The organism is Kitasatospora sp. LaBMicrA B282 (assembly GCF_050325825.1).
GTDB lineage: Bacteria > Actinomycetota > Actinomycetes > Streptomycetales > Streptomycetaceae > Kitasatospora.
This window is the reverse complement of record NZ_JBNQTI010000020.1, coordinates 1-17,654: the sequence shown is the minus strand read 5'-3', so window position 1 is coordinate 17,654 and position 17,654 is coordinate 1. Positions and strand designations below refer to the sequence as shown.

The following is a 17,654-nucleotide window of genomic DNA, read 5'->3' as shown; positions in this document are numbered from 1 at the left end:
GGGGGGGGGGGGGGGGGGGGGGGGGGGGGGGGGGGGGGGGGGGGGGGGGGGGGGGGGGGGGGGGGGGGGGGGGGGGGGGGGGGGGGGGGGGGGGGGGGGGGGGGGGGGGGGGGGGGGGGGGGGAGGGGGGGGGGGGGGGGGGGGGGGGGGGGGGGGGGGGGGGGGGGGGGGGGGGGGGGGGGGGGGGGAAGAGAGAGGGGAAAAAAAAAACACCACCACTGGAGCACCGCGAGGGCGCGGCACTCCAGGAGAAGCCCACCAACCTCGTCGTCGCGTCCGCCGCCGACGACGAGCTGCCGCCCGCCGCATCGATCGCCCGCACCGATCGTGCCGACGAGCGCCTTAAGCCCAAGCGTCGCCGCCGTGACGACGAGAACCCGAAGCACACGAAGGTCTCCCTTCGTGTCACCCCCGAAGAGAAGGCAGATATCGAGAACCGGGCGAAGGCCGCGAAACTGTCCGTCGCGCACTACCTCGCGCGCAAGGTTTTCTCCGAGGATGGCTTCGGCCTCGGCGGACGGGACGCGAGCCTGGATGCGGCGGTCGACGAACTCAGGGCGACCCGCCGCCAGCACGCCGGCGCGATGAGCAACCTCAACCAGCTCGGCCGCGACTACAACTCCGGCATCGACCTCCAGCCTGCTGCGGTCCAGGACGCCGCGACCGCCGTCCACCGTGCCTTCGAGGTGGGACTGCGGCTCCTCGACCGAGTCGACTCCGCCGCGTCGGGGCTGGCGAAGGCGAAGCGCCGTTGATCAGCAAGGCCGTCCGCGGCAACGACACCCTCGGCGCGCTCCGCTACCTGTTCGGTCCCGGCAAGGCGAACGAGCACACCGACCCTCACCTCGTCGCCTCCTGGGACGGCTTCGTCCCCGACCCCGGACGGCACCCTTCCGCCACCCTCGAACAACTCCGGGACGCCCTCGACCTCCACGTCGTCCAGTACGGAAGGAAGATCAACAAGCACGTCTACCACCGCATGATCCGCGCCGACCCGGACGACCGCATCCTCGGCGACGAGGACTGGGCCGCCATCGCACGCCGTGTCATTGCCGCCGCCGGCATCGCCCCGGACGGCGACGAGGAAGCCTGCCGGTGGGTCGCTGTGCGCCACGCCGACAACCACATCCACATCCTCGCCACCGTCGTGCGGGCCGACCTAACCCAGGCCCGCCTGCGCGGCGACCAGTACAGCGTCGAAGCCGAACTCACCAAGATCGAACGCGAGTACAAGCTCGTCGACCTGTCCGACACCCGCACCCGCGAATACCGGGATGCGATCCCCAAGCGAGCCAAGGGCTCCGAACTGCGCAAGGCCCAGCGCCTCGGCCGGGAAGGCACCGACCGCGACCGCCTGCGAACCGCCGTACGCCAGGCCCTGGCCGGGGCCGCAGACGAGGAGGAGTTCACCGCCCGGCTCGCCGCGAAGGGCGTGCTCCTCGCCGTGCGCCGCGCGCCCTCCGGCGACGTGACCGGCTACAAGTTCGCCCTCCCCAGCGGCGGCGAGAGCGGGCCGATCTGGTTCTCCGGCAGCAAGCTCGCATCCGACCTCACCCAGCCGAAGATCCAGGCACGCTTCGCCCTCGGCGTCGACGAACCCGCCTTCCCCACGCCCGACGCCCGCACCTGGCCCGCTGATAGCCGCCACCGGGCCAGCACCACCATCGAACGCGCCTACCCGGCCTTCGACGACGACCAGGACGTCGCGCGCGCGGAGGCTGTGATCCGAGGCGGCCTCGAAGTCCTCGACACGCTCGCCGCCACCAGCTCGACCCTCAGCAGGAAGGAACTCCACCAGGCAGCACGGGCCCTGGAGTACACCCGCATCGCCCACACTCGCGCAGCCGGCGCCGACCTGCGCGCGATGCGCTCCGCCGCCCGCGAACTCCTCCACGCCGGGCCCTCCACCGGCCGGGGCAAGGACGGCACGGCCGCCGCCACAATGCTGACCAGCCTCGTCCTGCTCGCCATAGTGATCGCCAAGTGGCACGCCTCCCAAGGCCACCGTCACCAGGCCGACGCCGCCCGCACGGCGGCCGACCACCTTCGCGCCGCCTACACCCGGCACGCAGCCAAGCCGATCGCCCACCTCACCCTCGAAGGCCGATTCCTCCCGAAGCCCGACCACGACCGGCAGGCCGACGCCGTCCGCCGCACGCTGCCCGCCGACCAGGCCACCCGGCTCCTCGCCGAGGAGAACTGGGCAGCCCTCGCCGCCACCCTCGCCCAGGCCGAGGCCGCCGGCCACAACCCGACCACCCTGCTCACCAACGCCGCCGGGCGCCGCGAACTCGCCACCGCCGACTCACCCGCCGCCGTCCTCACCTGGCGCATCCGCCGCGACGCGGGCCTCCCCGCCCCCGCACCGGCCGCAACCCCCGACGAACTGCGCACCAAGGCAGCCCGCGCCCGCACCACCACCCGCACCACCGGCACACCGGCTACCCCGGTCATCACACCGCCGACGCCGGTCGCACCCGACCAGGTGCGCCGGACGCGCTGACCAACCCAGGTGGGCGGGAACGGAGCCTCCGCACCCGCCCACCAGCCCCCACCCACCAATCCCGCCCAGCACGGACATCACCCGTCAGCCGCCGCCGAAAGCAGGACCCAGCCAACGAAGCAGACCGCCGGGACTTCCCGAGGAATCCCGGCGGCCGGAGCGCCACAACTACCCTGCAGCAAGGTGACGGTGTCGATTCGATGTCCTTCTCGCTGGGAGGGATCCATTCCGGCAGCGCACGTCGTATGGTCCCTTGCTGCCCCGCTGCCGACCCGAAGGGACCGCATGACCGACTACGACCACGACTTCTACAACCCCACTCCCGAACCCGCGCGTGCCGTCATCCGCGCCGTCCCGCACCCCGCCGAGCTCAACCCGCGCGGCATCACCATCACCTGCACCGGCTGCGGCGCCCGCCGCGACTGGCTCCTCCTCGCCGTCCACGACCAGATCTTCGTCCGCTGCCGCTGCGCCCACGAATGGCGCGAGCCCGACCTCACCCGGGCCGACTTCGACCGGCACTACGTCGAACCCGAGCAGGAATGGGACGACTTCGACACCGCCATGAGAGCCCTCGCCTTCGACGGACTCCTCGCCGGAACGACCTGGAACCTGGACTGAGGTCCACGCCGCACCCGCCGCTGTTCACCTCCGACGCCTGCCGCGTCACGCCCGGACGAGCGAGGACAGCGGGGCACACGGACGGCGCTTCGACTACCGGCGGAGGTCGACCTGGATCACGGCGTGGCGGCCGTTGGTGCGCCACGCCGTCCCGGCGCTGTCGAGCTGAGCGACGACGGCAGCGTCGACGCCGACGATCACGTCCGACTTCAGCGTCCGCAACGCCGTGACGGCTGAGGGGAAGTGGCCGGCCACCTCGGTGAACGAAGTGGTGGGCGGCCACAGCTGATCGCCCACCAGCCGACGATAGTTGAGGTCACCCTTGAGGATCGTCATCACTGCACCGACGAACTCGGACCGGAGGTCGGTCGGCATGTCGTGGAACGGCAGCGGCGCGCAGAAGAACGGGTGCGTTCGGACCACGAGCGCGCCGCTGTTCATCGCTCGCCACAGCCGTTCGCCGATCGTCCCGGCAGCCGCAGTGGCGGAGGTGCGCAGGCGCTCGACGGTGGCGAGGACATCGGCCATCGTCGCGTCCGACACGTAGTACGGCTGCGGCTTCACGTACACGACGACCTGCGCCGCCAGGCCGGAAGCCAGGAGATGGTCGACCAGCACCAGGTCCGGCAGGAGCTCCCGGCCGGCGTTGTCCGCGATGATGCAGACCCGCCCGCCTTCGGCCCGCTCCAGCTCGGCCCAGAGCGACTCGCTGTTGTCGGCCACCAGGTCGGAGGCGATCGACCCTCCGGCCTCCGCCGTGATCTGGAAGCTCAGGTCGGCGCGGTTGCCCCATAGCGCCGAGGAGAGAAGCGCGGCGGCTCGCTTGTCGGTGAAGTCCGAGGGCAGGTCGCCGAGGGCTGCCAGCTCGGCGTCGACGGCCGGGCCGGCGAGTTCGGCGTCCTTGAACGGTGCGAACGGGTCGATGCCCTGCCAAGTGCCGGGCCGGAAGTAGCCGATGGCTTCGAGCAGCCTGCGGTAGAAGTAGCTCTCGGCCCACAGGAACGGCGCCTCGCCCCACGGCCGTCCGAACAGACCCTCACCCCACTCCAGCCACTGCTGGTGGTCGTGGGCACTGGTGCTGAGTGGTTGCAGCACACCGTCGGTGCTCTCGGCGAGGAGCTCCTCGACCGCGGCTCGCTCGCTCGGCCCGTACGGCAGTGCGTCGAGCACCTGCTGGATGAGCTTCGGGTGCCGCTCGTGGAAGACGTCCCGGGCGAACGAGCCGGGGGTGCCGCTCAGGATCACGGGTGCGCTGGGCATGCTCAGATTCGTCCTTCTCCTCGGCTGTCGGCGGGTTCCGCCACATGATCCACGGTCTGCCCGTGATGGAGCTGCAGCGACGCAGGGCCGGCCGCGCTCCCGACGAGCACGCGACCCGTACCGGGATCGGCGGCGGCACAGTTCAGCGTCGCGTCGACACGTACCTCGGCGAGTTGGTGCTGGTGGCTGAGCGACCACGCCCGCACGGTTCCGTCGGCCGCAGCCGACAGCAGTCGGTCGGGATCGTCGCCGAAGGCCATCATGAGGACCCGGCCGACGTGTCCGGACAGGTGAGCGGTGAACTGGCCGGTCCGGATGTCGCGCACGTGGATCTCCCCGGTGCCCGAGCCCACCGCGAGGTGGGCGCCCGCGGCATCGACGGCGATCGAACGCGCCCAACCACCGGGGTTCACGAAGCGGTTGAGGTGCTGGCCCGTGCGGGCGTCCCAGAGGTGCACGGAGCCGTCGCCGCCGCTCGCCGCGAGCAGGTGACCCTCGGCGTCGAACGCCAGCGACCGCACGCGGCCGGCATGGGCCTGCTGCTCCCACACCAGCGCTCCAGAGGGGAGGTCCCAGCACCGGATGTGCCCATCGCCGGTGCTGGCGGCCAGCCTGGTGCCGGACCGGGCCACCGCGACGCTCCAACTCCGGGTGACGTCGTCGTTGAGCCGCAGTGCCCAGCTCTCGTCATCGAGGGACCAGACGTGGACCGAGCCGTCCCCGCAGGCCGCCGCGACGTACCTGCCACCGGTGGCCACCGACCACACCCGGCCCGCGCTACCCAGCAGTTCGCGGCGCGACGCGGCGGTGGGCAGGTCTAGGAGTTCGACATGGCCGTCACCGTGTCCGACGGCGCCGAGGCCGCCGTCGGACGTGATGTGGGTGGACCAGACAGTGTTCGAGCCTTCGGCTACGGCGTGGAGCCCGTCGGGTTCCGACTTCGTCCACAGCCGCAGGGCGCCGTCCTCGCAGCCGGCGACGACCGTGCCGTCGGCCGCGCAGGCCAGTGCCCGGACCCAGTCGACGCCCGGCGGCATCCGCACCTCGCCGACCGGGCCACCGGCGTCGAACGCCCGGATGACGGCGTCCTCGGTGGCGGCGAGGAGGAGGTCCGACTGGCCGTCGAGAACCACTGAGCGGACGCGCGAGGGAAGGCCGTCCACCCGCCGGACCTGGTTGAGCCTGCCGCCGCTGGTGTCCCAGAGGACCACGGAGCGGTCCCCCGAGCCCGAGGCGAGGAGCCCGCCGGTCCGGGAGAAGGCCACCGACCGGACCCAGTCGCGGTGACCCGCCTTCTCGTCGAGGAGCGCGCCGGTCGCCAGGTCGTAGAGGCGGACGAACTCGTCCTCACCCGCTGCGGCCACGACCCGCGCAGCGGCGTCGATGGAGACCGTCCACAGCGGCGTTCCGCAGGTCGCCATCGAGTGGCTGAGGCTCAGTTCCTCGACGTTCCAGACCCGCACGTTCCCGTCCTCAGCTGCTGACAGCAGGTACCGGCCGTCCGGGGTGAAGCTGAGGCAACGGACCCGACGATCGTGACCGGCGAGGATTCCGAGAGCTCGTCCCGTGCGGGGGTTCCAGAGGCGGATCAGTCCGTCCTCGCCCGCCGAGGCCAGCAGCGCGCCGTCGTGGGTCAGGGCCGTGGCGAACACCCAGCCGGTGTGGGCGTGGAAGGCGTGGAGCAGGGTGCGCGAGGCGAGGTCCCAGACCCGGACTGCGCCGTCCTCGCCGCCGGAGGCGATGAGGCCCGCAGCGGTCGTGACCGAGACGACGGCGCCCACGTGGCCGTGCTCCACTGCGGCGGCCCGGGCCCACACTGCCTGGAAGCCGACTGCGTCGGCGGTCTCCGTGGTGCTGCCGGACGGCAGGTCGCCCGCCCGCACGAGGGCGAGGGTCAGCGTCGAGGCCATGTCCTGTGGCGTTCGAAGCCCGTGCAGCAGGTATCCGGCACCGGTCAGTGTGCCCGCCCGGTGCCAGTCCCGGTGCCGGGGATGGGAGTCGGCCCGGAAGGGTTCGACTGTCCCGAGGACTATGGCGTCGGCCGCCAGGGACTGGCTGCCGATGGTGGCTGCCTTGCGCGCCACGTACGAGGTGGACGACAGCAGGTCCACCAGCTCGTCATCGAGTCCGGCCTCGTGCAGGTGGTACGGCAGTTGCTGCCACATGTAGGGGTGGGACGCCGGCAGCTGCGACCAGTCCGCCGCACCGGCGCCGCGGTAGGAATCGATCAACGAGGCGTGCAGTGCTTCCCACTGATCGCCCACCATGTGCTTCAGGTAGGAGCGGAACACGTCGTGGAGGACCACCGCGTCCCGGTCGGCCAGGTACGCGCTGATCAGCGAGCGGTCGGCCAGGATCCGGCAGAACTGGCGGGCGGCGCTGGCCGACCAGCCGTGGGACGTGCCCCACCAGTGGGTGAGCACGCTCAGGGGCACCGGGAGCGTGGCGGGGAAGACTGCCAGGGAGAGGTAGCGCTCGCGGAGCGACGAGCCGCCGGTGATCCGTACGCCCTCGTCGAGACTGCGCAGACTTGCGGTGATGGCGTGGCCGATCGCGTTGGAACGCTGGTCCGCGTCCCAGACGTCGAACGCCTGTGGGCCGTGGGCGTGCAGTGCCTGCCTGGCCTCGGTGACGGCCCGTTCGGCCGAGGCTCCCGCGGCCAGGTCGGAGGAGACGTTGGAGCCGACCACGGTGGCCAGTAGCGGCCACCCGCCGCACAGGGCCGCCAGCCGGTCGGCGGCCGGCCGGGTCAGGCGGGAGACGGATCGGGTCAGCAGCTCGCTGATCTCCGGAGCCGACATCGGGCCGAGCCGCAGCACCTGCGCCGTCGACGGGCAGGTGCGGATGTTCCTCGTGGTCACGAGGCGGGTGCAGGACGGCGCGCCGAAGAGGAACGGGGCCAGGTCCGCCGCAGACCAGACGTTGTCGATGACGAGCAGCACCCGCCTGTCCTGCAGCACGCGAGCCAGGTGGAAGCCGGCCTGCTCGGGGTCGGTGAGTGCGGGGCGGGTTCCGTCGACGTGTACGCAGAGATCGGAGATCAGCTCCACGACGCGGGCGGCGGTGCAGCCTTCTCCCGTCTCCACCCAGAGGATCTCGGGGAACGTCTCCCGGACGCCGGGGTCCTCGCACACCTGAGTGACCAGGGTCGACTTGCCGAAGCCGCCGGGTCCGCACACCGCCAGTACGGGGCTCCTGCCGGATGCGTTCGCCTCGGCCAGCAGGGAGATGACGCTGTCGAAGTCTTCGGATCTGTGTACCAAGCCGGGCTCCGGAGGTGGTGCTAGGACGTAACTTCCCGCGGTGGTCGCTCGATGACGGGCGTGCCCGTCGAGGAGCTGTCGGAAGCGGTCCACAGCGTCGGGGTCCGCCCGGTCGAGGACTGTGTCGAGCAGTGCCTGCGAGTCGGTCACGGGGAACAGGTGCTCCCCGCCGGCCTCCCACTTGGACACCGTCCGATCGCTGACACCGAGGTGGGCTGCGAAGCCGCGGACGGTCATCCGTAATGCCTCGCGGAGAGCCTTGGCCTCACGACCTGACCAACGCTGCACCGTGCCCACTCGAACCCCCGCGATCGGTACTGACGACGCTAGCAGCCTATTCCGAGGTGTCCCGGGTCGTACGGGCAATGGTTCAGCACGGGTTCGGCACGAGTACCACAGCCGCGATGAATGGTGATCCTCTCGCACTGCGGTACCGCGGGGCTCGGTTCGGTGCCGGTTCCACGGCGGTGCGACGCGCGGACCTACGCCGGAGCGGGCTCCGGCAGGCAGGCTTTCAACAGCTGCTCAACCCCCGGGCTTCGGCCGGCAAAGACGTTGGAGAAGCCCCCACTTAGTAATTCGATCACCGGTCTCGGCCCATCGCCATCGCCGGTGACGGAAGGGAACTGATGGACAGCACCCTGGCCCTGCCGGAACACAGCCCGATCGTCACTGCGACGCCTGCCGGATGGCGGCCCACCGCCGTGATCCTGGACCTCTTCGGAACTCTGGTTCCGGCCCCGGACGATCGCGAGCGCAGCCATGCCGCGCGGAGGATCGCCGCCGAACTGCACGTGCCGGACCACATCGCCGACCAAGTGATCGGTGGCAGTTGGCAGACTCGGCACGACGGCACCCTGCGCACGCCCACCGAGATCGCCGCGCATCTCGCCGAACGGTGCGGAGCACCGGCTGAGTACGTCCCCCAGGTGGAGTCGGTACTCCGACAGCTGGCGCCCCGACGGTTGCGTGCCGAGCCGTCAGTGCTGGAGAGCCTCCTCACGCTGCGGCGGTCCGGCATCCGGCTGGCGCTGCTGAGCGACGCGGCCCCCGACATCGCCGAGGCGTGGCACCACTCTGAACTCTCCGAACAGTTCGACGTGGCGCTGTTCAGCTGCCGCGAGGGCGCGGTGAAGCCGACCCGGCGCCTGTACGCGCGGGTCGCCGAGCGCCTCGGGCACGCTGCGGATTCGGTGCTGTACTGCGGCGACGGTGGTGGCAACGAACTGCTCGGGGCCCTGCGCTGCGGAATGCGAACGGTGCGAGTGGAACGGCGGGGCGGCACGGACACGCTGGCCTTCGGCGACCAGGCACAGCCCTGGCCGGGCGTCACGCTCAAGTCCATCGAAGCCCTGCCGACCTGGTTGGGCGTCACGAACTTGGACTGGCAGGAAGCCCGGTGACCGGCGTTGGCACGCTCGTCTGGGAAGCCCAGCGCGGGGAGCCGGACGGTCCGCTACGCCTCGCGCCTGTGCGTCGCGCCGCACTGCCGGCAGACGCCGGGACGACGGACGTCCGGGTGCGCTTCTCGGCACTGTGCGGGAGCGACACCAGCAAGCTCTGCTCGGACTCCTGGGGCGGACCGATACCCGAAGGGTGGGTGCCCGGCCACGAGGTCGTCGGCATCGACGATGCCACCGGGAACTGGGTCGCGGTCAACCCGCTGGTCGGGTGCGATGCATGTGCCGAGTGCGTCCTGGGCCGCATCCACCTGTGCCCCGGCCTGCGGCGCATCGGCTGGGACCTGCCGGGCGGCCTGGCCGAGTCCGTTCGCGTTCCCGTGCGGAACGCCGTGCCGCTCCCTGCTGGAGCCCCTGATCCGGTGGTGTTCGTCCTCGCCGACCCGGTGGCGGTCGCCCTGCACGGCGTGCGGTGCGGCCTGCAAGCACCACCCTCCAATGGCACGAGCCGCCTCGGGGTCATCGGCGCCGGCACCCTGGGCATCTGCACCGCCGTCGTCGCGGCCCGAGCCGGATGGGACGTCCTCCTGACCACTCGCAGGCCGGACCACGAAGCGCGGCTCCGGACCCTGTTGGCGGGCACCTCCGTCACCGTCTGCCCGGCTCCAGGTCTCCCCGCGGGCGCGTGCGACGCGGTGATCGATGCGGCTTCTGGGCACTCGCCCGCGCCGCTGCTCCAGGCGCTCGAAGCGGTACGGGACGGCGGCACGGTCCTCGTCCAGAACGCCTACGCCCCGCAGGTGCAGCTGCCCACCCCGGTGCGCGAGGTGTTTCGACGCTCACTCACCGTCCGGGGCTCGTACTCCTACTGCCGCGCGAACGAGTGCGACGACTTCCGGGAAGCCCTCCACCTGCTCGACCAGGACGCGGGCAGCGCATGGGCCACGGCCCTCATCTCCACCCGCTACCCGCTCGCCTGGCTGCCCGACGCCCTGGACGCGCTCCGCCCCGACGCTGCGCACCGACCGCTGAAAGTACTGCTCACTTCCCGTAGCTGACTTCATCCCTAGGAGCTCCGCGATGCACTCGCCCCCCGTCCCGATCCCCGACCTCGTGCACCTGGTCAACTCACCCGACGACATCTCCCCGGCTGAGGTCCACAACGGTCTGCTGCACCTGCTCGGGCTGCCCGCCGGCCCGCCCCGTGACGTGATGCTCGGCAGCGTCCTGACCGCCCTGCTCCTGCGCGGACCGCGCCCTGCCGAGGTGGAAGCCGCGATCCGGGCCGCCCGCACGCTGGACCACAGCGCGTGGGAGCCCCTGATGCCGCCGTCGGGGATGCGGCTGGTCGGCTACACCGGCAGCGGGAAGAAGACGTACAAGACGATCAACATCAGCTCGGCTGCCGCGCTGGTCGCTGCGGCGGGCGGCGCGCACATCGCAAAGCTCGGTTCGCGCAGCGCCTCCTCCAAGACCGGTTCCCGGGACTTCATGGACGTGGTGGGTGCGCGGTGCGAGTCTCTTTCGCCGCAGGCCATGGTGGACATCGCGGGGGAGTGCGGCTTCGGGTTCTTCTCCATCGAGCACCGGGTGCCGGAGTTCGACCGGCGCTACGGCCGCCGTTTCCAGGCCGTGCACGCCCTGAGCCTGGGCTTCCCCGCCCTGCTGAGCCCGGTGGCCTGCCATGGCTTCGTCTACGGCCTGTCCCACCCGGCCGTCCAGGTGTCCGCGCGACTGCTGCACCGGCTCGGCCTCGGTGACGTCACCGTGGTCAACTCCTCCCCCGTGCCGGGCAGTCAGGTCGACGAGCTGATTCCCGGCGGTACCGTCCGCGTCTGCCGCCTGACCGCTGGCCAGGAAGACCTGGAGTTCGCTCGCGCCGTCGGCGAGGCCGGCGGTGTCGCGGGCCCGGTCGGTGGCCTCGGCTCCCTGGCACAGCGCGCCGATCCGCGCGCCAACGTCGCCGCCATCGTGCATCTCCTCGCGGGCCGCGCCCCGGCGGTGGCCCGGCGCACCGTCGCCCTGAACGCGGCTGTGCTGATGGTGACCGCCGGCGCCGTCCCCACCTTGCGGGCTGGGCTGGCCACCGCGCTCGCCGTCGTGGACGACGGCGCCGCCCTGGACACCCTGCGCCGTTTCGTGTTCCTCACGGGCGGTGCCCCACGCACGGTCGACGCCCTCTTACGACTGCCCGCGGACCACCGTCCGGCCTCCGACAGGGAGACGACCGCATGCTGACCCACGAAGAACTCGCCATCGTGCACCTGGTCCTCAACACCGACTGCAACGCCTGGGACCTGCCGAAGACGGCTGGCTCCCCGGGTGTGTGCCGCTTCTGCTACCGCGAGCGTAACCGGGTGCACACCGACGAGGCGACGGTCCGCCGCGTCATCGACCGCGTCCGTGCCGAGTCGGAGGCGCGGAGGATCGTCTTCACCGGCGGCGACCCCGTCATGCCGTACGACAACTACCTGGAGCCCGCGCTCCAGCACGCCCAGGCCGCCGGCTTCGAGACCAACCTGCACACCAACGGCCTGCTGCTCGCCGACCGCTACGCGGGCCTGCGCGACCACGTCACCCTCTACTCCTTGGCCGTGGACGGCCCTGACGAGCAGAGCGCCGACTGGTTCCGCGGCGACGGCTACTTCACCACCTTCCGGGCCAACACCGCCCTGCTCGCGGCTGACCGGCGGCGCCTCGCCTTCAACACCTTCACCACCGCTGCCTCGCTGGCCGCCCTCCCGAGCCTTGCTGAGACCATCACCGGACTGGCCGCCCGCACGCCGGTGGAGTACTGGCTGATCTCCCAGTACCGCCCGATCGGCCGCGCGAACTCCCGCAAGGCCGACCTCTACGCCTACGACCGTGAGGCGTTCACCCAGGCCGTCGCCCACGTCCGCAGCCTGCTGTCCGGCACCGGCATCCAGGTGTACGACCAGCCGACCCGCGCCGCCGAGGACCCCTACCCCTTCCGGGTCTGGGTCCTGGCCGACGGCACCGTCACCGCCGACCTCGGCAGCGTCGGCGCGCCGCGCAACACCGTCCTCGGCAACCTCCTCGCCGAGGGCTTCGAGCCCCTCGTCCGCCGGGCCTTCGCAGCGCGCTCCACCACCGACACCTCCACCACGACCTCCCCGGACAAGGAAGTGACCGCACCGTGAAGTTCGACTCCGCGTACTACGACGACGTCATCGCCCGCCACAACTACGAGCGCATCGCTCCCGAGAGCACCGCTGCCGCCAGCGACAGCGTCACCCCGAAGGCCGACGCCGAACCCGCCCTCGGCGCCATCGACTTCCCGCTCGCCGATCTGAGCCCGGACGACCTGCGCACCAAGTGGATGTGCCACACCGGAGCCAGGGCCTTCGCAACCGCGGTCGCCGACGGGAAGCCCGCCACGGTGACCACCGGCGTCGGCCTCGGCGGCCCGCCGCACGCCGGCACCGTCTTCCAACTCCTGCGCGCCGTCACGCTCCAGCAGCACGGACTGCACGTCCAGATCGTGCTCGGCGACCTCGACTCCTACAACGCCCGCCGCACCCCGCTGGCCGAAGTCCGCCGACTGGCCGACCAGTACGAGGAGTTCGTCCGCCGACTCGGCTTCGACGAGCAGCGCGGAGTCCTGCGTCGCCAGGAGGGCAACGCCGACGTCCTGGCCACGGCCTTCCTGCTCTCCCGCCACCTGGACGACGCCGACTTCACCTGGGCCGAGGAGGACCTCTCCGGCCTCTACCGCAACCACGGTGTCTTCGACCACCTCACCTACGGCATGAAGCAGGCCACCCTCCTCATGGCCGCCGACTTCGTCCACCTCCTCGCCCAGGACCGCCACGTCCTGGTCTCCCTCGGCGTCGACGAGCACAAGTACGTGGCACTCGCCCGGCGCGGAGCCGAACGCTGGGGTCTGCCCGCCGACCGCCTCTCCGGCATCTACACCAAGATGATCCCCGGCCTCGGCGGCCTGCCCAAGATGAGCAAGAGCATCCCCGGCTCCGGCATCACCGCCGCCATGCCGGCCGACGACATCCGCGCCCTGCTCGCAGCCGACACCGACTCCGGGCCAGACGACGACACCTCCGCTCTGCTCCAGATGTTCGCCTGCCTGCCCGAGACCGGCGGCCACGCCTACGACCTGGCCACCGAAGCCCGCCGCACCGGCGGCCACCGCTGGCGCGAGCTCCGCGAGGAGCTCACCGAGCGCCTGGTCGGCATCTTCTCCCTCTGGCCCCAGCTGTGACACGACCGAAGGAGCTCACTGTGTCGACGACTCCCGCGCTGCCCCCCGCGTCAGCCCCGGCGCCGTACCCCGTTCTCTCCCGTCAGCCCCTCGGCGACGCCACCACCCACCACATCCGGACCGGCTACCGCCACCGGACCACCGTGGAGTACTTCACCGACACCACCGACGACGACGTCACCTGGCAGCCCGACGTCTACCCGTACGCCGCCACCCTCGCTGAGCACTCCGGTCTCGACACCCTCATCGACCTCGGCTGTGGCCGCGCCGGCAAACTCGCCGCCCTGGCCTCCGAACGCCCCGATTGGACGTACATCGGCGTCGACTTCGGAGACAACCTCACCTGGTGCCGCGAGAACCACGCCTTCGGCGAGTGGATCGACGCCGACCTGGAGAAGGCCGAACACCTCCCACTCGCTCCCGATCTCCTGCGACGCTCCGTCGTCGTCTGCTCCGACGTCATCGAACACCTCCTCGACCCGCTCCCGCTCCTCGCGCTCACCCGCAACCTCCTGTCGGACGGCGCCTCCGTCGCCGTGTTCTCCACCCCTGCCCGCGAGTTCCGCAGCGGCTACGACGCCCCCGGGCCGCCCCGCAATCCCAGCCACGTCCGCGAGTGGGCCAGTGACGAGTTCCAGGCCCTCCTGCGCGCCCGCGGCTTCGAGATCCACTACGCCGGCGTCACCCGAAGCGACGACGCCTCCCACGGCCTGTCCACCCAGCTCGTCACCGTCGGCCTGCCCGAGGTCCGCCGATGACCGCCACCACCGCTTCCCCGGAGTCCGGCCTCCGCGTCGTCCACCTCCCCGCCCGCACTCCCTACGCCCGCAAGCTCCACGGCCCCGGCATCCGCGCCCTGAACACCGCCCCTGAGCCCACCGAGATCCGGCCCAGCCTCGTCGTCCCCGCGGACGTCACCGCTTCCTGGATCCTCGACCACACCCCGTTGGACTGGCTCGACGTCCTCCACCTCCACCACATCGACCTCGAAACCCCTGCCGTCCTGGAGCGCCTCCTCGACGCCTGCGCCACCGCCGGCGTCCGTGTGGTCTTCACCGCCCACGACACCCGCCCCATGTTCGGCGGCGACAGCGACGGAGCCGACGCCTTCATCACGCGCCTGCGCCTGCTCCTCGCCGCCGACGTCCCCTGGATCTGCCTCACCGAAGGCTCTCGCGCCGACCTCGCCGCCCTGCTGGGCACCGAGCCTCCCGCCACCGTCATCCCGCACGGCTACGTCGTACCGCCCGACACCCTCCGGCACCGCGAACGCCTCCCCGGCACCGGCGTCCGCACCCTCCTCTACGGGGCCACCCGCGCCAATCGCGACCAGATCTCACCCGTCGTCAACTGGTCACTCGCCACCAGCGACCCCGCCCACACCCTGCACCTCCTCCTGCGCGCCGCCAGCCCCGCCGACTTCACCCGCGCCACCCCCAACCCGCTCCCGGTGATCCTGGACACCGCCCGCCACGACCCCCGCATCCGGATCACGATGCGCCCGTACCCCACCGACGCCGACGTCCTCGACGCCGCGCTCGCCAGCGACCTGCTACTGCTCCCCTACCTCTGGGGCACCCACTCCGGCCAACTGGAACTCGCCTTCGACCTCGGCCTCACCCCGGTCTGCGCCCGCGTCGGTCACCTCCCCGAACAACACCGCCTCCACCAGCGGCACGGCCAGGCCGTCCCCGAACCCGAATGGTTCGACTGGACCACCGGCCACCCCAACCTCTTCGGCGAACGCTTCCTGACCGCCCTGGAATCCGCGACCGTCCGCACGGCCGCATCCCCGCGCCACCTCGACCAGGACTTCCTCGACTACCGCGCCCAGGAACACAAGAACGTCCTCGCCGCCCACCTCGCGCTCTACGAAGGCGGCCACCGATGACGAACGCCCCGTTGCCCCGGATCTCCTGCGTGATCCTCTGCCACAACTACGGCCGCTACCTCGACCGCGCCATCACCAGCTGCCTGGAGCAGGAGCCCGGCAACTACACCCTCCACGAGATCCTCGTCATCGACGACGGCTCCACCGACGACACCCCCGAGATCTGCCGCCGCCACCAGGACCACGTCCGCATCATGCGCCGCCCCCAGCGAGGGTTCGCCCAGACCCTCACCGACGCCGTGCTCCTCGCCGAGGGCGACTGGATCGCCCCACTCGACGCCGACGACTGGTTCCACCCCGCCAAACTCCGCACCTGCGCCGAGGCCATCACACCCGACCGCCTCCTGATCGACCACTGGGAGACCGTCGTCGGCGTCGACGGCCGCCCTCTGCTGCCCGAGCCCCACCCCGGCGGCAACACCAGCACCCTCCTCATCCGCCGCGACGCCGCTCGCAGCCTCCTCCCCGTGACGAACGAGATCCACTTCCACGCGCTGCGCGACGCCGGCCACGGGCACACCCTCACCGAGCCGCTGGTGAACTACCGGCTCCACCCGGCCAGCATGACCGACCGAACCCTCAACGGTTCCTCCCAGCACTACCGCGCTGATGTCTGCGTGGACCTCGCCGACCGCCTCATCGCCCTGACGGCCGCCCCGCCCGCCTGGGCCACCGCCGCCGCACTGCGCCGCATCTCCCACCGCTACCGCGCCCGCGCCGCCGGGCACCGCGTGGAAGCCCACCTTCAGCGGGGCCAACGCCTCCGCACCCTCCGCCCGCTCGTTGCGATGCTCCGCCACTCCCTCCGCGGCCGGGCACCGCTCTCGGCGTGGCTGCACAGTTTCCGGAGCGTCGCCCGTGACCGCCCGCTCGCCCCGCCGCCGCCGACCTCAACTGCCGCTCCGGGCCCGCCGGTTCTTCATGTCGCCACCGAAGCGCACGGTAACTAAATGAATGCGATTCCGGATACGCCGGTGCTAAAATCACGTGCTTCTCCCATGCCCGCTGGCCGCGCCAGCCAACAGATCCAGGAGCGTAACGACGCCATGAGCCGTCTCAGCGAGTCCGTAGTCCGTGCCATGGAGATCCTCAAGGGATCGGACCTGGCCGCGGACTATACGGTCGCCCGGCTCTTGGAAGAGACCTATCGCCGGCGCTCGCTGGACCTGTCCGACCTCTCGTCGGCCGAGCAGGCCGCACTGGTCGAAGGCCGCGCGATCAACGTCATCCCCTCTGCCTCCGGGCTCGCGGAGAAGATCGCCGCTGCCCAGCGGGAGGGGCGGTCGCTGGTGGTCAAGTACGGGATCGATCCGACGTCCCCGGACGTGCACCTGGGTCACTCGGTGCCGATCATCATCGCTTCGCGCTTCCAGCGGATGGGGCACCACGTCGTCTTCATCATCGGCGACGTCACGGCCAAGATCGGTGACCCGTCCGGCCGTTCCTCGGAGCGACCGCCGCTGACCGACGCCGACATCGCCCACAACCTCAGCGGCTACCAGCAGCAGGTCACGCCGTTCATCGACTTCACGCGTGCGGACCTGCGCTTCAACGGCGAGTGGCTGAACAAGGTCAGCCTGCCCGAGCTGGTGGGGATCCTGGCCCACGTCCCGGTCTCGATGACGCTCCAGCGTGACGACTTCCGCAGTCGTCTCGCCGCTGGTGACGGCCTGTCAGTAGCCGAGTTCGTGTACTCCGTCGTGATGGCGCTGGATTCCGTGGCCATCACCGCGGATGTCGAGCTCGGCGGCGTGGACCAGCTGCTGAACCTCCAGATGTGCCGCAAGGTCATGGAGATCCGGGACCAGACCCCCGAGGTCATCATCACCACCCCGCTCATCGAGGGCACCGACGGCACCGGCGCCAAGATGAGCAAGTCCAAGGGCAACTACGTCGGCCTCTCCTCCTCCCCGGACGAGATCTTCGGCCGTGTGATGTCCATCCCCGACCACCTCATCGAGCCCTACCTCAAGCAGCTCACCGAGTGGACCGACGAGGAGATCACGACCGTCACTGGCCGGGTAGCGGACGGCACCGCGCACCCCATGGCCGTCAAGCGCATCCTGGCCGGTGAGGTCACCGCAGCCCTCCACGGCCTGAAGGCGGCCAAGGCCGCCCGTGCCGAGTTCACCGCCCGCTTCTCCAAGCGGACCTTCGGCGAGGCCCAGAACCTCCCGGCCGTCTCCTTCCAGGAGCACGCCGAGACCCCGCTGGTCACCCTGCTGACTCAGGTCCTGGGCTTCGCCGCCAGCAACTCGGCCGCCCGCCGAGTCGCTGCTCAGAACGGCCTTCGCCTGATCGCCGAGGGCGTCGACGGCGAGCAGCACACCACCCAGCTCGACGAGGGCACCACCCAGCAGGCGCTGTCCGCGCTCGTCGGCGAAGCCGAACTCGCCGGCGAGGCGACCTTCTACCTCAAGGCAGGCCGGAAGATCGCCCGTATCGACGTCTGACCAGCGTGTGGGGTGGTGAGGCCAGT

14 protein-coding genes are annotated in these 17,654 nt (G+C 71.4%); 12 read left to right on the top strand and 2 right to left on the bottom strand.

Going from position 1 to position 17,654, the window contains the following annotated elements:
* The first annotated feature begins 218 nt into the window (after positions 1 to 218).
* The 3 genes from ACQRUO_RS08800 (at position 219) to ACQRUO_RS08790 (ending at position 3,124) form a co-directional block, all read left to right on the top strand.
* A complete protein-coding gene (locus tag ACQRUO_RS08800; RefSeq protein ID WP_428315187.1) occupies positions 219 to 755 on the top strand; it encodes a plasmid mobilization protein in 537 nt (178 codons plus the stop codon).
* Positions 752 to 2,503, top strand: coding sequence for a relaxase/mobilization nuclease domain-containing protein (locus tag ACQRUO_RS08795; protein WP_428315184.1), 1,752 nt, complete (start codon positions 752 to 754; stop codon positions 2,501 to 2,503). Before ACQRUO_RS08800 ends, ACQRUO_RS08795 begins: the two co-directional genes overlap by 4 nt.
* Positions 2,504 to 2,788: 285 nt before the next feature.
* Positions 2,789 to 3,124, top strand: a complete 336-nt coding sequence (locus tag ACQRUO_RS08790) for a hypothetical protein (protein WP_428315183.1) — start codon at positions 2,789 to 2,791, stop codon at positions 3,122 to 3,124.
* 93 nt (positions 3,125 to 3,217) lie between these two features.
* Here the strand turns inward: ACQRUO_RS08790 and ACQRUO_RS08785 are convergent, their stop codons facing one another.
* Positions 3,218 to 4,384 carry a damage-control phosphatase ARMT1 family protein gene (locus ACQRUO_RS08785; protein WP_428315182.1) on the bottom strand — a complete coding sequence of 389 codons (1,167 nt, stop codon included), beginning with the start codon at positions 4,382 to 4,384 and terminating at the stop codon, positions 3,218 to 3,220.
* A gap of 2 nt (positions 4,385 to 4,386) precedes the next feature.
* Positions 4,387 to 7,935, bottom strand: a complete 3,549-nt coding sequence (locus tag ACQRUO_RS08780; protein WP_428315186.1) for an NB-ARC domain-containing protein — start codon at positions 7,933 to 7,935, stop codon at positions 4,387 to 4,389.
* Positions 7,936 to 8,276: 341 nt separating this feature from the next.
* Here ACQRUO_RS08780 and ACQRUO_RS08775 point away from each other — a divergent pair, with 341 nt between their 5' ends.
* From ACQRUO_RS08775 to tyrS, 9 genes are all read left to right on the top strand, one after another.
* Entirely contained in the window at positions 8,277 to 9,050 is a 774-nt protein-coding gene (locus ACQRUO_RS08775) for an HAD family hydrolase (protein WP_428315181.1), read from the top strand.
* A complete protein-coding gene (locus ACQRUO_RS08770) occupies positions 9,047 to 10,105 on the top strand; it encodes a zinc-dependent alcohol dehydrogenase (RefSeq protein WP_428315180.1) in 1,059 nt (352 codons plus the stop codon). The genes ACQRUO_RS08775 and ACQRUO_RS08770 overlap by 4 nt, the downstream gene beginning before the upstream one ends.
* A gap of 22 nt (positions 10,106 to 10,127) precedes the next feature.
* Positions 10,128 to 11,285, top strand: a complete 1,158-nt coding sequence (locus ACQRUO_RS08765) for a hypothetical protein (protein ID WP_428315179.1) — start codon at positions 10,128 to 10,130, stop codon at positions 11,283 to 11,285.
* Complete coding sequence (locus ACQRUO_RS08760; protein ID WP_428315178.1) at positions 11,279 to 12,208, top strand: radical SAM protein; 930 nt, start codon at positions 11,279 to 11,281, stop codon at positions 12,206 to 12,208. The genes ACQRUO_RS08765 and ACQRUO_RS08760 overlap by 7 nt, the downstream gene beginning before the upstream one ends.
* Complete coding sequence (locus ACQRUO_RS08755; RefSeq protein WP_428315177.1) at positions 12,205 to 13,284, top strand: hypothetical protein; 1,080 nt, start codon at positions 12,205 to 12,207, stop codon at positions 13,282 to 13,284. The genes ACQRUO_RS08760 and ACQRUO_RS08755 overlap by 4 nt, the downstream gene beginning before the upstream one ends.
* Before the next feature lie 20 nt (positions 13,285 to 13,304).
* Positions 13,305 to 14,042 (top strand): methyltransferase domain-containing protein, encoded by a 738-nt coding sequence (locus tag ACQRUO_RS08750; RefSeq protein ID WP_428315176.1) that lies wholly within the window; start codon positions 13,305 to 13,307, stop codon positions 14,040 to 14,042.
* The gene (locus tag ACQRUO_RS08745; protein WP_428315175.1) at positions 14,039 to 15,175 is read left to right on the top strand and encodes a hypothetical protein; all 1,137 of its coding nucleotides are present in this window, start codon (positions 14,039 to 14,041) and stop codon (positions 15,173 to 15,175) included. The genes ACQRUO_RS08750 and ACQRUO_RS08745 overlap by 4 nt, the downstream gene beginning before the upstream one ends.
* A complete protein-coding gene (locus ACQRUO_RS08740; RefSeq protein ID WP_428315174.1) occupies positions 15,172 to 16,125 on the top strand; it encodes a glycosyltransferase family 2 protein in 954 nt (317 codons plus the stop codon). The genes ACQRUO_RS08745 and ACQRUO_RS08740 overlap by 4 nt, the downstream gene beginning before the upstream one ends.
* Before the next feature lie 96 nt (positions 16,126 to 16,221).
* The gene (gene tyrS / locus ACQRUO_RS08735; protein WP_428315185.1) at positions 16,222 to 17,628 is read left to right on the top strand and encodes a tyrosine--tRNA ligase; all 1,407 of its coding nucleotides are present in this window, start codon (positions 16,222 to 16,224) and stop codon (positions 17,626 to 17,628) included.
* The last annotated feature ends 26 nt before the right edge of the window (positions 17,629 to 17,654 follow it).

What these genes read in the sequence shown, in the direction of transcription:
- tyrS (WP_428315185.1), top strand. Translation starts at nt 16,222, where the DNA reads ATGAGCCGTCTCAGCGAGTCCGTAGTCCGTGCCATGGAGATCCTCAAG.
- ACQRUO_RS08785 (WP_428315182.1), bottom strand. Translation starts at nt 4,384, where the DNA reads ATGCCCAGCGCACCCGTGATCCTGAGCGGCACCCCCGGCTCGTTCGCC.
- ACQRUO_RS08745 (WP_428315175.1), top strand. Translation starts at nt 14,039, where the DNA reads ATGACCGCCACCACCGCTTCCCCGGAGTCCGGCCTCCGCGTCGTCCAC.
- ACQRUO_RS08790 (WP_428315183.1), top strand. Translation starts at nt 2,789, where the DNA reads ATGACCGACTACGACCACGACTTCTACAACCCCACTCCCGAACCCGCG.
- ACQRUO_RS08775 (WP_428315181.1), top strand. Translation starts at nt 8,277, where the DNA reads ATGGACAGCACCCTGGCCCTGCCGGAACACAGCCCGATCGTCACTGCG.
- ACQRUO_RS08740 (WP_428315174.1), top strand. Translation starts at nt 15,172, where the DNA reads ATGACGAACGCCCCGTTGCCCCGGATCTCCTGCGTGATCCTCTGCCAC.
- ACQRUO_RS08765 (WP_428315179.1), top strand. Translation starts at nt 10,128, where the DNA reads ATGCACTCGCCCCCCGTCCCGATCCCCGACCTCGTGCACCTGGTCAAC.
- ACQRUO_RS08760 (WP_428315178.1), top strand. Translation starts at nt 11,279, where the DNA reads ATGCTGACCCACGAAGAACTCGCCATCGTGCACCTGGTCCTCAACACC.